This is a genomic window from Bacteroidetes bacterium SB0662_bin_6 (assembly GCA_009839485.1).
Taxonomy (GTDB): domain Bacteria; phylum Bacteroidota; class Rhodothermia; order Rhodothermales; family VXPQ01; genus VXPQ01.
On record VXPQ01000032.1, the window covers coordinates 178,734 to 193,053 of the forward strand.

The following is a 14,320-nucleotide window of genomic DNA, read 5'->3' on the forward strand; positions in this document are numbered from 1 at the left end:
AAAGGCATGGAGGCCACATAATATGAGCACATCGAGATCCGTAATGGTCTGCGACATCGGGCAGATGGATTACCGGCCCGCCTGGGCTCTCCAGCAGCGTATCCAGCATCGCCTTATTACGGCAAAGCGACGCACTCCCCCGGAAGCCCTCCCGCATGTGTTCCTGTTCGTTGAACACCCGCCTGTGTACACGATCGGAAAAAGCGGGAATCGCCGAAACCTGCTCGTTTCCGAGGAACTGCTTCGACGACGGGGCGCCGAATTCGTCGAAATCGATCGGGGTGGAGACATTACCTACCACGGCCCGGGCCAGATCGTGGGCTATCCCATATTGGATCTGGATCGATTCGTTGCCGACATACACAAGTATCTGCGCCTGATCGAACAAACGATCATCGACACGTGCGCATCGTACGGTGTGCAAGGCGGGCGCATTGCAGGGCGCACCGGAGTCTGGATCGATGCGGACGCGACAGCAGGTCCAGGGAACGAAATCGCCCGAAAAATATGCGCGATGGGCATACGGTGCAGCCGCTGGGTAACCATGCACGGGTTTGCCCTCAACGTAAGCACGGACCTGAACTGGTTCTCGCACATCGTGCCCTGCGGAATTTCAGACGGTAACGTAACGTCCCTCGAAAAGGAGACAGAACACGCTCTCGACCCGAAGAATGTGAAGGAAAAGATCGTTCACCACTTCGCAAACCTGTTCGAAGCACAGGTCCGCCAATTCAGCGGCATCGTCGCCAACGAATTTCTCGCCGATTTCCTTGAGGAATAAACATCACGCATCCTGCTCGGGGATCCTCTCCGGACAATCAGGGGTACCCGAAAAAGATGGATCGAAGCAAACAAACACGCGCACAATTCCAGACAGATGGCTGCAAATAAACCTCTCAATCTTGAACAATTCGTCCGCATACTGCTCGCAGAAACGCTTTTCTACGACGATGAGTACGGCGCCATCGGCAGCCTCAGTCTGATCGATACGCAAAAGAAACGGGAGCGCTTTATCGCTTCATTCATGCCCGAAGACGGGGCGTTTGTGATCGAGGAGGCAACCGCCTGGGAAAAAGACGGTGAAGGAGAAGAAGCCATCGGCTACGAAATGGCCGTGGACAGTAAGGAGAATGCTTCCTTCAACTCGCCCGAGGAAGCCGCGGGTGCTCTCCTCAAACTGGCAAAGCGGCACAATCTCCTCCCCGGTATCACCATCCTATTCGAAGAGGACGAGATCACCTGAACCCGTCCGGGAACACAGCCCCCGCTTCCGGCGGCATCACTCCGTGTGCCTTATCCCGCGCCCCCGGACGTGCGCAGGCCGCCCTCGTGCAGCAGCCCGGTCGGATCCGCATGTTTTTTCGGCGCATCGCCCCACAATCTTTCCAGATCGTAAAATGCCCGCTTTTCAGGGCTGAAGACGTGCACTACCACATCCACATAGTCAAGCAACACCCATTGCCAGACATCAGCGCCTTCGAGGTGCCATGGTTTTTCACCGCACTGCGTGTGCAGGCGCGCTCTTACTTCTTCAGCAACCGCCTTGATCTGCAGCTCTGAATCACCGGTGCCGATCACAAAATAATCGACGAAGCCGGCTACATCGCGCATGTCCATGACCGTGACATCCCGGGCCTTCTTGTCAAGCATGGCCTCCACGGCGTGCGTAACCAGCGTGTACGAAACATCCATAGACATATTCATTCCTTGAAGGGACGCAACGTCTCGTAGTCCAGGCCGATCACTACCGAAGCGTCCAGAAAATACTCCGGGCGAATATCCTGTTCGACCTGTTGAATACCCAGTTCTTCAGCCACTTTACGCGCCGTTTCAAGATTCCCGACCCGGTCGATCACCATGGAGCGAGCCACATTGAACGATTCGTAATCCCCTACCTCCACCACGTCATAGCCGTGCTCACGCAGAAACTGCGTCATCACGCCCGCCAGACCGCCGATACCACACCCGTTACGCACCTCGACTTGTATAATTTCGCGAGCAGTTCTGTCTTCCTGATCGGGAAGAAGGGTAACCCGTGTCACGAAATTGTAGGCGAGCACGAGTACAACCAGGCCAAGTACAGCAATGGCCGCCCCCATGAAGCGATTCTTCCAACGACCCATAAACCGGGCAATTAATCGAGGACGCAGCGGCCTTGCTTAGCGAAGATTATCGTTCCAGAAAAGATCGTCGGCAGACCCCACGCGCATATACATCATGCGGCTGCCATAATAAGGTGAGTACCCGAAACCGGGGCCATATCCATAGCCGTACCTGCCGTAGCCCCCGTATCCGTACGGGTTCATGTAGCTCCCATACGGACTTTGCCGCACGGAAAAATGCAATTGCACCTTGTCGTTCGGGCGATAGGCAATCTCCGCATTACGCAAAAGGAACCGACCCTGCATTCCCTGCGAGGCGCCGAACATATTCGATCCCCCGAACGGCGAGAAGGCATAAGCCAGATCAACCCGCCCGGCCAGTTTGCTGTTGAACTGGAAGCGCATGGTGTTGGTGTACATGCCGAGCGACGAACCAACCCCGCCGAACGATCCTATCGACATTTCGTACGAATGCCCCATCCGGAAATGCTGCGGACTGAAAAGCCGATTCAGTGAAAAAGCCGGTCCGGACCGGGCATCATAGAGCCGGGACTGGACTTCCTGATTACGCGCATCCTCGCGGAGTTGGGCCTGCGCGGGTACAGCTACGCCGAAAAATACGATCAGCCAAAGAAGAAACAGCGTGTTTCGCATCATAACGAAAACGGTTTGTGGCGCAGGGTCATGCGCTGCTGAAAAAGTGCGACGGGAACGTATAGTACGGAAACGCCCATTATACCTGAATAATAGACCTCCCGGAACTGTTTGTCAATACGAATCGATATCCCCGCACATTGAATATATTTAGGTAACGCGGTACTTCCCCGACTATTGCACCCTATGTCAGACGACGCATGCATACTGGGCATCGAGAGCTCCTGCGATGATACGGCAGCCGCTATCGTAGCGAACGGCAAGGTGCTTTCCAGCGAGATTTTCTCGCAGCAGGTTCACACCCGGTTCGGGGGGGTGGTCCCCGAACTCGCCTCGCGTGCGCACCAGCAACGCATCGTTCCGGTGGTTCGTACGGCGCTCCGCAAAGCCGGCGTCGCACCATCCGACCTCACCGCCGTGGCGGTAACCCGAGGACCCGGTCTTGCCGGATCGCTGCTGGTGGGGCTCGGCTTTGCCCGGGCCTACGCTTTCGGGCTGGGCGTGCCGGTGATGGGAATCAATCATCTCGAAGGACACATCTTTTCCGCGTTGATCGGTCGGGAGCTGCCGGAGCATCCCTGGCTTTGTCTCATTGTTTCCGGAGGGCACACGCAGCTGGTGCTCGTGGAGGAAGGGCTTGCCCTTCGCATCCTCGGCACAACCCGGGACGACGCTGCAGGAGAAGCCTTCGACAAAGTCGCCCGCCTTCTCGATCTCCGTTATCCCGGCGGCCCCGCTATCGACCATCTCGCTGCACAGGGAGATCCGGCCTTCCATCGCTTTCCACGCGCCCGCCTTGAAGGACACGACTTTTCATTCAGCGGGCTGAAAACATCCGTGCTCTACTACCTGAACGGGCTCGGCGAAAAAAAGCGCACGGCGCTCATGCAACGCCATCTGCCGGATATTTGCGCTTCTTTCCAGGAAGCGGTCGTGGATATGTTGATCGACGCCCTGCACCGCGCCATCGAAGAAACCGGGGTGCGTGACGTACATGTGGTCGGGGGCGTCTCCGCCAATGCAAGACTGAGACAGCGGGCGCAAACACTGGGCGAAACATGCGGCGTACGCATACACATACCCCCGCCCGCATACTGTATAGACAATGCCGCCATGATTGCCTTTGCGGCGTACATCCGGCTCTCTATCGGGAAAACGGACCCGCCGGACAACCCTGTAGCGGAACCGAACCTTCCCCTTGCAACGTTTCCGTAGCGCGGGATCGCCCGAAATGCATCCCCTTCCGAGATTTCACGCAACCGAAGTCCTTCTCATGCCCTCCGGATCGAAGCTGCCGGAAAGCCTGCGGCAGTCCATGCAGGATCTGATGGATCATTTCGGCGAGGACGCTCCCGACATACCGGCGCATCCTTCCGAAGACGATATGACGCCCTGGCGGCAACGGATAGATGTCCTGGACCGCATCATGCTGCTCGTGATGAACGAGCGGGTGCAGTGCGCGAACGCCCTCGGCGCAATAAAGAAAAAAATGGGTTTACCCGTGTATTTCCCGAAGCGGGAAGCAGAAGTCATCCGTAATGTCCTGGCCGGGAACAAGGGACCCCTGTCCGACGCCGCCGTACGGAGACTGTTCGAACGGGTAATCGATGAAACCCGCTCGGACGAACGACACAAGTATAAAGAACTGGACGAAGGCGAATAACACTGGAGCCGAGGCTCTGCTGCACCTCTCCCAACCCTGGCGCAGGACGGCGGGCAATCCCCGCACCAACCGGACGCGACAGCGCACACCCTGCCATCGAAAACAGGGTCCCGGCTTATCGCTTGCCACCATTATTTATTTCAACAGCACCATGTGCCGGGTCAGCGTGTGCTTCCCTGTTTCGAGCACATAGACGTACACGCCGCTGGCCCACCCGGAGGCATCCAACCGCACTTCATGCTCGCCTGCCGGGCGCAGGCCATCCACCAACGTAGCCATGTTTTGCCCCAGCAGGTTGTACACGGACAGCCGGACCCGGTCGGCAACCGGTTGCGTCCAGGAAATCGAGGTGCTCGGGTTGAACGGGTTCGGATAGTTCTGCGCCAGACGGACAGCCGATGGGAGTTCTACAGGATCATCCGTGGACACAGGGCCCAGAGGGGTAAGGAACCGGGCGCGAATAGGAAACACCTGCCCGGCGAGCGACAACCAGTCGACACAATTGTCGTTGTCATCTCTCTCCCGGCACGTCCGAAATCTCGCCACGGGACTCCAACCCGTAACGCTTTCTCCATCCCGATTCGTGTACGTGGTGTACCAGTACGCCAGGGTGTCCTGCACGGTGCTTCTCGCACGCGCAAACACGGCAGAAAGGTAATTGATATCGGTTCCCTTATTGGCAAGGCCGATAAAAATCCGCTCCGGTAGCATCGAAAGCGCCTCTTCGTCCGCCGGAAGATTGACCCTCAGGAATGAATACGTTCTCTCACGATCGATGCGCGGTGAACCACTGGGTGATTCATCCACATCCATGCTATAGAGTTCATCGCCCGGTAAACCGTCATCGCCCACATTCCATACTTTGAGGGTGAAATCGCGGGGCGCGCCGAGGGGCGCCGTGCGATTAGTGTACTGGTTATCATATATCGGCGCCACGAAGACCGCCCCCAGACGCGACCCGGAGGAGGGCACATCGTAGAGCTGAGCCATAATGTCTTCGGCGTCGGCAAAAAGGAATACCTCGTCCTCATTTGCACCGGTGTCGTAGGCCACCGTGGTCACATCGAACGCGGCGCCTCCCCAGTTTCCGGTAATATCGAGCTTGATGGACGGGGCATTGAAACTCTCCGACGCCCGGGTGTTCACGACAATAAGCGTCACCCGTGCATACTCCCCGGCAACCGTATGCTCTTGCGTTTCGGGATCGAGGTCCACGAGTTGCTTCGCGCCCGCCTCCGTTTCGGTGAACAGCCGCAGCGACAGATCGGAACGGTTGCTTGCGCCCGCAGCAATCCGGGCGCCCGTTCCTCCCCCTCCGCCTTCGCCCCCGCCTCCTGCATCCTCGAAGTCCCTGATTTCAAGTTCGAGGTTCGTGACACTCTCCCAGGTCAGATAATCGACGGCCCCGCTCGAAACGTTCACCGTGGTCCCGGAGGGCGCAGGCTCCACCTCGGTATCCACTGTGACTGTAGATACCGCTCTCAAGCCTTGCCGGAACGGGGATTTGTACGCATACTTCGCATCGACTCCCGCGTCGTTGACGAAATTCGTGGTATGAAAATCCGCCACGATATCCGCCGTGGTAAGGTTGTTCTCGCCCAGAATGAGGTCGTATCCGAACACGCCGTTGAGCCACGACCCGCTCGGACAATAATTGACGCCCGAAGGACACTTTGCTTGCACGATGGACCCGGTGGCTTCCGGCCCGATCCGGTCCGCAATGTAGGTGGTGAAGAGCCCCGAACGCTGGTAATCGTTTTCCACCTGCCGGATCGTTCCCCGGTCGCGCCAGGTGAGCAACCGGACACGAATCTCCTCCGGATCGTTCAGATACCGGATGCGTCGGGGGGGAAAGCCGTTCAGCAGTTCCGCCCATTCCGACAACCCCTCGTTGATGAAGGTCAACTCCGATCCCGGCCCCGATTGATAGGCATAATGGATCAGATGCTGGTACTCGTGCGCAATGGTACCGCCAAGCGAAGCAACGCCTCCCCTTAGCCCCTGGGGCAGATCGACATAAAGAATGTTGGCCGCATTGCCCTCGCCCGGATCCGGATTGGGATCCAGATCCCGCGATGTGACGTAGCCGAGCACGCAGCAATCGTCGTTGCCCTCCTCGATATCGAAGAGAAGAATATCGACCTTGCCGTCCGCATCGGGCGAATCCGGCGGATCGCCGAAAATCTCGTTGCTGTTTTCAACAAGACCCTTTTCGGAGTTCCAGGATCCCTCAGGCGTCTCGGTAAGCACATAGGCCGAGATTTGTGCAAGTTGCTCCTCGCTGGCGACCCCCTGCTGATGCTGATCGTTAGCAACCCAGATATTGGCGATATCGCTCTCGTCCACCAGCGTAAACGTGAGGGTTTCCCAACTGGGCGTGTCTCTGCTGAGGTCGGTAAGTACATTGAACTCTTGCTCAGAGCCGATCTCATAGGATACCGCGGTCTTTGCAACGGGCAGCAAACCAAGCGCTTTCGCCTCAAGATATGCCTGGAATGCGGCTACAGCTTCCGGCATCCGATCCAGTCGGTCCGTCACGTGGATAACGCGCATCCCGTCGTCCGCCGACAGAAGAGGGTCTTCCTCGGCGACAGGCGGTTGCATGGGTTCAAGCCGGCCCGAAGACTGGGCAAACGCAGGCGACACGACCATCAGTACGGCAAAGCAGAGCGCCGGGGAGAAACATGCGGTAAGGTGTTTGATCATCGAAGTGCGAGATAGGTGCCTGTGAACAAAGAACGGGGGACGATCAGGAAAGGAATAGCGGCATACGCCGAGGTTTTGAATCAGGCGGAATGTATACCTTGTAACAAAGGTACGCACACTCTCGTAAACAGTGCCCCCCCCCTTGTTTTCAGCAAAATGAAATCCGATTACACCGTGCGCAAACAACTGCGAATGAAGCCGTCCGGTACACACGGGACCGGCGTGTGGAATACATGCCGCGCATACCGCATCCGCCGGTACCGAAAATACGCGATTTTTGTGTGCGCGGCATGCTTTATGTCAGCCTGTCTTGTCTCCTGCGCCACAGATCGCGTATCCGACGCAGACACCATCACGGTGGAAGGCATGGTCACCGTGCGCGGCAACGAACCTTTTGCCGCGTATGTGCTCGAAACATCGGATCGCAATACGTACGTCCTCGTCTTTCCTGAGGCCGTGGAAACCCCGGCCCGCCTGCAGGTAACGGGTCGGTTGTATCTCGGGGAATGGGATGGACAATCGTATGCGCATATCGAAGTCCATTCGCATGAGGAACCGGCTGAGTAAACCCCGTTCGGCCGGGAAACGTATGCGGCCAACGACAAATGCCGGTCGCACACGGGATAAAAGGTACCGACATCTGCGTCCGGTTATCCGTCCTCCTTTCCGCGCTTGACAAACTGTCCGATCAGGGGATCCATTTCAGGGGCGCGTCGCAGGAACGAGGCGCCCAGATACCCTGTTGCGTACACCGATACCACGATCAGCGCTTCGACCGCAATGTGCATGCCGGGAAGAAGCCACCATACGACTCCTGCGGGCGCCGCGGCAGCCAGCGCCGTCGCCGTCATGCGCCGCACACCCGCCCATGGCAGGCGAAAAGCAGGTATCATGGCTCCCATGGATCGCTGGAGACGCCATAGTTCGATCCATGCGCCTGTCGTCGCGCCAATGGCCAGCCCGAGACTGCCCAGATACAGCGTACGACCTTCCGCGACGAAACCCGCGACATCCCCGACGGCAATCCCGTCCAGCAGAAACATCGCCGGGATAGCCACGACCGTCGATACGACCACACGCACTACGGCAATGCGGGCCGGCGTTCGCGTATTCTTGCGCGCATAGAACGCGTTCTGCAGCAGTCGGGACATGGCCGTGGCAAGCAACCCCAGTGAATAACCAGCCAGCACCAGATAGACGAGCCAGGAATCCTCGGAGCCGAATTCCCCGGTGCGGAAAAGCGCCCCGACGATAAGCAGGCCAAAAGCCAGGTACCCGATGCATGTGGGCACCGTCAGAAACAGCATCTGGTTTATGGACCGGCCCAGGCGCTGCATGAATGCTTCGGTTTTCTCCAGGCCGAAGCGGGAAAGCTCGGGCAATTCGGACGCGGCCAGGGACATACCGAAAAGACTTATCGGCAGAATGTACAACATCTGCGCCGGCCGCAGCGACGATACGGCGCCGGCCGCCAGCAAGGAAGCCAGCAAAAGATCAAGATAAGAGGACAGTTGATAGACGCCCCGTCCGGCCACCGCAGGTCCAAAGGCGCGTATCGCCTCCCTGACGCCCGCAATCTTCGCGGAAAAGGCAAGCCGGAAGCCGCGAAGCATCCGGAACACGAGAGGCGCCTGCACTGCGAACTGCAGGAAACCACCCAGAAAGGCACCGTAGAACGCAGCGAACAGCAGATCGGTCCGCGCACCCGCTTGCAAGCCTGCCGCCGGCGCCAGCACCATACGCGCACCGACGATCAGGGCGCCGATGATGGCCGCATTCCACAGCACGGGAGCAAAGTAAGGCAGAAAGAACCGGCGATGACTATTGAGTATGCCCAGACACCATGCCGCCAGCACCAGCAGGCCGGTCATCGGAAATATGATCCGTACCGCCTGTACGGCCAATTCGAACCGGTTGATCGGCAATTCGCCCGCCGCCACTGCGGCCGCATCGTCCCGAAAACCGACTGCGAAAATCGTCACGATCGGCTCGGCAAGCAGGATACCCACCAGACTCAGTGCGGCTGTAAGGGCAAGCAGCAAGCCGAAAACCGCACCGGCAAACCGGCCTGCCTCCCGTTCACGCCCCTCCTCGATCATCTTCGAGTAGATGGGGATGAACGCCGCCGAGATCGTGCCCTCTCCCAAAAGATTTTGCAGCAGGTTCGGGCCCCGGAACGCCACCTGAAAAACATCGGCGTGTGCGCCCAGCCCGAAGAAATGGGCAACCACCCGCTCCCGCACGAACCCCATGAGGCGACTGGTAAGAATCCCCGCCCCAACGACGCCGGCCGCATTGCCGGGCGGCGACGTGTCGTCATCTCCGTTGCGGACTGCCCGAACCTCCGGCTCGGGACTTTCTGCCGGTTCGAAAGGAATATCGCTCATGCGCGTTACGCTCCCGCTCCATCCAGGAAGTAGCGCACGGCCAGTTCGTATCCTTTCATGCCAAGACCCACAATCTGCCCTGCGGTTACGGCTGCCGTCAGAGAGCGATGCCGAAAAGATTCGCGGGCATGCACATTCGAAAGATGCACCTCGATGACCGGCACATTTACCGCCGCCACCGCATCCCGCAATGCTATGGACGTATGCGTAAAGCCCCCGGGATTGAACACCACGCCCGACGCGCCTTCGCTGGCCGCTTCATGAAGCGCATCGATCAGATTGCCCTCGTGATTACTCTGGACAAACCGGAAATCGACGTCGGGGAACAGAGCGCATAATGCATCCTGCATGTCGGACAGCGTGGCGGTTCCGTAAGTTTCCGTTTCGCGCGTACCGAGCAGATTCAGGTTGGGACCATTGAGAATAAACAGTTTCATGGAGTATCCTCCGGACCGTTCATGCAAGAGAGGCGGGTACGGAAATATACGCAAACGGCGTCGGGCAGAGGGAATCGTGTCTTCAGACGCCCGTTTCGAATACCAATCCGTCGTATCCGAGCCGAATGCCTTCCGGCAAACGAGCATCGGCGTCGGCATGCAGCGTGCTATGCGTCATGTGGGTAAAATACGTCTGCCGTGCACCAATGCGCTGCGCGGCGCGGATCGCCTCGTCAAAGGAAAAATGGGTCGGATGCCCCTCCTCGCGCAGGGCATCGAGGACCAGCACATCCAGGTCCTGCAGTAAATCGAAACTTTCTTCCGGAATACGATTGGTGTCCGTCAGATAGGCGAACTTTCCTATCCGGTATCCGAAAAGGGGCAGGGGCCCATGATAGGCATCGATGGGAATAACGGACACCGAGCAGGAGGAATCGCTGCGCCCGGTTACGGTAAAGGGGCCATCGACGGCTTTCAGAACCAGATTGGGAACCCCGGGATACGAACCGTCCTCAAAGATATAAGTGAACATCTTTTGCAGGACTTCCACCGTATTGCGGCGGGCATAGCAAGGAACGGGACGGCGGTTTTTGAACAGAAAAGGACGGAGATCGTCAATCCCGCCCACATGGTCGAAATGGTGGTGCGTGAACAGAACCGCATCGATATGCCGGATATCTTCGCGAAGCGCCTGCCTGCGAAAATCCGGTCCAATGTCTATAAGGATGCGGAGCCCCTTCGTCTCGAAGACACATGCGCTCCGGGTACGTTCGTCGCGGGGATCCCCGGAAGTGCATACAGGACACGCACACCCTATTACGGGAACGCCGGTAGATGTACCCGTGCCAAGCAAGGTAACTCGAATTCGGTCCTCATTCCGTGTCATCCGCTTCGTAGAACTCCGCCGGCTCATGCTGTCGCCATATTTCCTCGACGGCGGCGCGCACGGAGGGTTTTAGAAAGATATCGTCGATGGGCAACCCCCGAAGGCTGTTCGCCAGCACGACCAATTGCGTTTCGGGAAGATGCTGCTTGTTCAACACAATGATTTCCTCATCGGCAATCTTACACCGCCCACCTCGAAAATTACCCTTCTCCATGCGCACTTCCAGACCAAACCCGGCTGCCGCTTCCCTGAGTTCTTCAAGGATGTGTTTTGTCTTCATCGGAACGTCCGTATGGATAGGACCAGGATACTCATTGCATTGTGCGGCGGGATGTTCGGAACCCTGCGGTTACCAGTTCAGACCCAATGTGATCATGTGTTGGGACCCGAGGTAATCAAGTCGGGTCTCGCTGGGTTCCAGGATCAGGTTCGCCTCGCCCACCCGCCAGGATTGGGTACGGAATCCGTATCCCGCGGACAAACCAAAGCGCTTGAACACCTCGCGAATATGCATACGCGCACCCGCATCCACCAGCCATGCCATACCCGTGCTTCCCCCAAAGGAACGCAGCGCAATACCCAATGCCGGAGCGGCCCGTGCCTCTAAACGGACATTTTTACCCCGCTCCGTGCTCCCACCCAGGCCAACACCCAAACCAATCACCGTCACCTGAAACGATCCAAAGGGGGAATTCGCCTGCCCCTTCGGCGCTACGCGACGGTAGTTCGTCTGCAACGTCAGGGGAAGGTACAGCCGGGACGTCTCCGAGGCTCCGATGGTGAAGAGAGAGCTCCAGGTTGCCACGGCAACGTCAAGTAACCTCGAGTTGTGACCAGCGGTGGAGCTTTCCGACCCATAGGTTAGGGTCGCGGAGATATTGGCCCGTGCGTACATAATACCATAGGCCGGGCCGGTGAACATCGGCGCCCCTTCGGTCGGCCTGTTCGTGTCAGGCTGGAAATCGACGGCCTGCCAGATGATCGAAAGCTCTCCGGCGCGTTGCTGTGCCACCCTTCCGTAGGAAAAAAGCTGTGCATGGACCTCCGGAACCACCGCAAGAGAAGCAAAAGCAAGCAATAACGCCAGCGTAACGCCTGCAACCGGAAACAACGGACTTCTGCGAAGGGACATAATGAGTAAGAAAAGCAGGGGAAGCGGTCCTTGGCGCAAGGCCGTTCGACCTAACCGGGTCTCGCGCCTCTCGACAACGGAACCTTCCGGGTGAGGTCCTCCCCGGATCGGGTATCCGTGACGCGGAACGCGTACGGCGACATCGTTCCGTCTGTTTTGAGACGAATCGACAGCGAATGTTTCAGAAAGAACCCGAAACGGTTGGCGGTAATTTTGCGCCTCAGCCAGGCGGCCGTAAACGGGTGCGTCCATAGCGTAAGGCGCCGGGAACCGCCCAGGGCCTTGTACCCCACCACCCATTGCTCAATTTCCTGGAGCACCACCATCGGATCCGGGCGCCTTCCCCGGGAACTCCCACGCCCCCTTCCGGAAGACCGTTTCGGTTCGTTCCGGTCCTTTTTTTCGGGGGGCCGCGTTTCGCTCCGGGCGGGTTGCGCCGTCCCGGCCGAACCATTCTTCGTCAGAAAATCGGGGGAGTTTCCCCCCGCTGTGACACTTGGACGCAAACGTTGCCGGGTGATCTGGACAAGCCCGAAGTCGCTCATGGGCAGTACCTTCGTCACAGCGCGGTCTTTTCTGAATTCCTTCCTGAGCTCATCATAGATTTTCCTCCGGTTCTTCTCATCACGGAGGTCAATGAAATCGACTACGATGATGCCGCCGAGATCCCGCAGGCGAACTTGCTTGGCGATGGCGCGCGCGGCTTCCAGATTCACCTTTACCGAACTTTCCTCCTGCGAAAGCCCATGTCCCGCCCTGCCCGAGTTCACATCCACCACATGCATGGCCTCCGTATGCTCGATAAAGAGATACCCGCCGCCAGGAAGATTAACACGCCCTTCGAATGCCTCCTGTATTTCGGCCTGGATGCCGGCCACCTCGAACACATGCTTCTTTCCGTTGTGATGCCGGATGGCGTCGGCCATCTGTGGAGCTACCGCCTGAATGTAATTCCTGACGTTTCTGTAAAGCCGTTCGTTGTCGATCAGCACCCGGTCGTAATCTTCGGAGAACCGATCACGCATAACCGACGAGAGCATATTCACATCCCGATGAACCGGCATGGGCGGGTTGGGGCGCCCCGCGAGTTTCTGCTCCATCTTGCGCCATTTATCAAGCAGCAGTTGTAAATCCGTGTCGAGCGTTTTAGCATTTTTCCCCTCGGCCACCGTACGCACGATCAGACCCACGCCTGGAGGAACGAGACTTTTGGCGAGCGCTTTGAGCCGCCGCCGTTCCTTGTACGAATGAATCTGCTTGGACACGGCTACATAGTTTCCGAACGGAACGAGAACCAGAAAGCGTCCAGCCATCGAAATGTCCGTGGAAACACGGCTGCCCTTATTCGAGATCGGTTCCTTGACGACCTTGACCAGAATGCGCTGGTTGACCTTGAGATACTTCTCCGGCGGATCGGCGGATCGGAGACTTTTATCGGTTCTTCTCGACAGGCGTTGTACGAGTCGTCGCCGAGCGCGGAGTTTCGCTATCGGCGCAACGCGAGTTGTTTCGTCGGTTCGCCCGGATGCGCTGTGATCGCGGCGCGGCTTGCGGCGTGCGCCCCGTTTTCTCGGCGGCTTCCGATTTTGATTGACTGTGCGGGATACATCCGGTTGCTTTGCGTCCACGAACGCGAGCAACTGCCCGATGTCATCCGACAGATCGGAAAAATGTAGAAAGGCGTCCTGTTTTCGCCCAATGTCCACGAACGCGGCCTGGATGCTTGGCATAACCTTGCAGACCCTGCCAAGGTAAATGTCGCCGATCGTTCGGGAATTATCAGGGTTCTCTATGTAGAGTTCTGCGAGACTTCCATTTTCTACGATGGCTATCCGCGTTTGCGCCTTCTCTGCATTGATGACAATTTCCTTACCCATATAAGACGTGAGCACACGCCTTCGATGAGCCGGTTGATGTGTTGTGCACCCGGATCTGCCGGACCGGATATGGCGCCTGAACGATGGGCCGATACGGTCCCAATGGCATTTTCATGTGGAGACAGGCAGGTATTCCATGCAATGGTTGCAAGCACATGCATGAAACACGTTTCGAAGAGTGTGCCGTCAGGTTTGGAGCGTCGCCAGACAACTGGAATATGCCCGGTAAACGGGCTATTCGGCATGAACGCTCCACCTCGCGCATAGGCAACGCACAAAGTACGCTGCTTACGGGAAACAGTATCGAAAAACCGACTCAAGGACAACGTGCTACGCTCCTTGAAAAATTGTAAAAAGTCGTGTGTGAAGATCAGCACCCCAGCCGGGGCAGCTAAAGAAAACTCAACATTTTCTATTATGTTAGATGCCGGCGCTGCATAAATGATCCCGGCGCCGAATCGGCACTTTGTCCTGGT

The 14,320-nt window shown here is 57.8% G+C and carries 14 protein-coding genes and 1 pseudogene; 5 read left to right on the forward strand and 10 right to left on the reverse strand.

Annotation, left to right across the window (positions count from 1 at the left end; all coding sequences use genetic code 11):
* The first annotated feature begins 22 nt into the window (after positions 1-22).
* Both lipB and F4Y00_05580 read left to right on the forward strand, forming a co-directional pair.
* Positions 23-781, forward strand: coding sequence for a lipoyl(octanoyl) transferase LipB (gene lipB, locus F4Y00_05575; GenBank protein ID MYE04426.1), 759 nt, complete (start codon positions 23-25; stop codon positions 779-781).
* A gap of 96 nt (positions 782-877) precedes the next feature.
* Positions 878-1,243, forward strand: coding sequence for a hypothetical protein (locus F4Y00_05580; GenBank protein MYE04427.1), 366 nt, complete (start codon positions 878-880; stop codon positions 1,241-1,243).
* Positions 1,244-1,293: 50 nt separating this feature from the next.
* Here the strand turns inward: F4Y00_05580 and rsfS are convergent, their stop codons facing one another.
* From rsfS to F4Y00_05595, 3 genes and pseudogenes are all read right to left on the reverse strand, one after another.
* Complete coding sequence (rsfS, locus tag F4Y00_05585) at positions 1,294-1,704, reverse strand: ribosome silencing factor (GenBank protein ID MYE04428.1); 411 nt, start codon at positions 1,702-1,704, stop codon at positions 1,294-1,296.
* Positions 1,701-2,123, reverse strand: coding sequence for a LytR family transcriptional regulator (locus tag F4Y00_05590; protein MYE04429.1), 423 nt, complete (start codon positions 2,121-2,123; stop codon positions 1,701-1,703). Before F4Y00_05590 ends, rsfS begins: the two co-directional genes overlap by 4 nt.
* Positions 2,124-2,288: 165 nt before the next feature.
* A pseudogene (locus tag F4Y00_05595) lies at positions 2,289-2,756 on the reverse strand (hypothetical protein).
* 186 nt (positions 2,757-2,942) lie between these two features.
* On the opposite strand from F4Y00_05595, the gene tsaD reads away from it, so the two are divergent.
* Together tsaD and F4Y00_05605 are read left to right on the forward strand one after the other, a co-directional pair.
* A complete protein-coding gene (gene tsaD, locus F4Y00_05600) occupies positions 2,943-3,971 on the forward strand; it encodes a tRNA (adenosine(37)-N6)-threonylcarbamoyltransferase complex transferase subunit TsaD (GenBank protein MYE04430.1) in 1,029 nt (342 codons plus the stop codon).
* A gap of 169 nt (positions 3,972-4,140) precedes the next feature.
* Positions 4,141-4,419, forward strand: coding sequence for a chorismate mutase (locus F4Y00_05605; GenBank protein MYE04431.1), 279 nt, complete (start codon positions 4,141-4,143; stop codon positions 4,417-4,419).
* Between the two features lie 135 nt (positions 4,420-4,554).
* Here F4Y00_05605 and F4Y00_05610 read toward each other — a convergent pair whose 3' ends face one another.
* Positions 4,555-7,125 (reverse strand): T9SS type A sorting domain-containing protein, encoded by a 2,571-nt coding sequence (locus F4Y00_05610; protein MYE04432.1) that lies wholly within the window; start codon positions 7,123-7,125, stop codon positions 4,555-4,557.
* Positions 7,126-7,422: 297 nt separating this feature from the next.
* Between F4Y00_05610 and F4Y00_05615 the strand changes: the two genes are divergently transcribed.
* Positions 7,423-7,692: a hypothetical protein gene (locus F4Y00_05615; protein ID MYE04433.1), complete on the forward strand. Its 270-nt coding sequence runs from the start codon at positions 7,423-7,425 to the stop codon at positions 7,690-7,692.
* Between the two features lie 83 nt (positions 7,693-7,775).
* On the opposite strand, the gene murJ is transcribed toward F4Y00_05615, so the two are convergent.
* The 6 genes from murJ to F4Y00_05645 form a co-directional block, all read right to left on the reverse strand.
* A complete protein-coding gene (murJ, locus tag F4Y00_05620) occupies positions 7,776-9,512 on the reverse strand; it encodes a murein biosynthesis integral membrane protein MurJ (GenBank protein ID MYE04434.1) in 1,737 nt (578 codons plus the stop codon).
* A gap of 5 nt (positions 9,513-9,517) precedes the next feature.
* Complete coding sequence (aroQ, locus tag F4Y00_05625; GenBank protein MYE04435.1) at positions 9,518-9,949, reverse strand: type II 3-dehydroquinate dehydratase; 432 nt, start codon at positions 9,947-9,949, stop codon at positions 9,518-9,520.
* 82 nt (positions 9,950-10,031) lie between these two features.
* Positions 10,032-10,835, reverse strand: a complete 804-nt coding sequence (locus tag F4Y00_05630; protein ID MYE04436.1) for an MBL fold metallo-hydrolase — start codon at positions 10,833-10,835, stop codon at positions 10,032-10,034.
* The gene (locus F4Y00_05635) at positions 10,822-11,115 is read right to left on the reverse strand and encodes a hypothetical protein (protein MYE04437.1); all 294 of its coding nucleotides are present in this window, start codon (positions 11,113-11,115) and stop codon (positions 10,822-10,824) included. Before F4Y00_05635 ends, F4Y00_05630 begins: the two co-directional genes overlap by 14 nt.
* A gap of 69 nt (positions 11,116-11,184) precedes the next feature.
* Complete coding sequence (locus F4Y00_05640) at positions 11,185-11,967, reverse strand: hypothetical protein (protein ID MYE04438.1); 783 nt, start codon at positions 11,965-11,967, stop codon at positions 11,185-11,187.
* A 50-nt stretch (positions 11,968-12,017) separates the two neighbouring features.
* The gene (locus tag F4Y00_05645) at positions 12,018-13,844 is read right to left on the reverse strand and encodes an Rne/Rng family ribonuclease (protein MYE04439.1); all 1,827 of its coding nucleotides are present in this window, start codon (positions 13,842-13,844) and stop codon (positions 12,018-12,020) included.
* Positions 13,845-14,320: the final 476 nt, after the last annotated feature.

Bases quoted from the DNA above. Each gene is read 5' to 3' on its own strand.
- F4Y00_05615 (MYE04433.1), top strand. From the start codon at position 7,423: ATGTCAGCCTGTCTTGTCTCCTGCGCCACAGATCGCGTATCCGACGCA.
- lipB (MYE04426.1), top strand. From the start codon at position 23: ATGAGCACATCGAGATCCGTAATGGTCTGCGACATCGGGCAGATGGAT.
- F4Y00_05605 (MYE04431.1), top strand. From the start codon at position 4,141: ATGACGCCCTGGCGGCAACGGATAGATGTCCTGGACCGCATCATGCTG.
- F4Y00_05635 (MYE04437.1), bottom strand. From the start codon at position 11,115: ATGAAGACAAAACACATCCTTGAAGAACTCAGGGAAGCGGCAGCCGGG.
- F4Y00_05630 (MYE04436.1), bottom strand. From the start codon at position 10,835: ATGACACGGAATGAGGACCGAATTCGAGTTACCTTGCTTGGCACGGGT.
- murJ (MYE04434.1), bottom strand. From the start codon at position 9,512: ATGAGCGATATTCCTTTCGAACCGGCAGAAAGTCCCGAGCCGGAGGTT.
- aroQ (MYE04435.1), bottom strand. From the start codon at position 9,949: ATGAAACTGTTTATTCTCAATGGTCCCAACCTGAATCTGCTCGGTACG.
- F4Y00_05610 (MYE04432.1), bottom strand. From the start codon at position 7,125: ATGATCAAACACCTTACCGCATGTTTCTCCCCGGCGCTCTGCTTTGCC.
- F4Y00_05640 (MYE04438.1), bottom strand. From the start codon at position 11,967: ATGTCCCTTCGCAGAAGTCCGTTGTTTCCGGTTGCAGGCGTTACGCTG.
- F4Y00_05645 (MYE04439.1), bottom strand. From the start codon at position 13,844: ATGGGTAAGGAAATTGTCATCAATGCAGAGAAGGCGCAAACGCGGATA.
- F4Y00_05590 (MYE04429.1), bottom strand. From the start codon at position 2,123: ATGGGTCGTTGGAAGAATCGCTTCATGGGGGCGGCCATTGCTGTACTT.
- tsaD (MYE04430.1), top strand. From the start codon at position 2,943: ATGTCAGACGACGCATGCATACTGGGCATCGAGAGCTCCTGCGATGAT.
- F4Y00_05580 (MYE04427.1), top strand. From the start codon at position 878: ATGGCTGCAAATAAACCTCTCAATCTTGAACAATTCGTCCGCATACTG.
- rsfS (MYE04428.1), bottom strand. From the start codon at position 1,704: ATGAATATGTCTATGGATGTTTCGTACACGCTGGTTACGCACGCCGTG.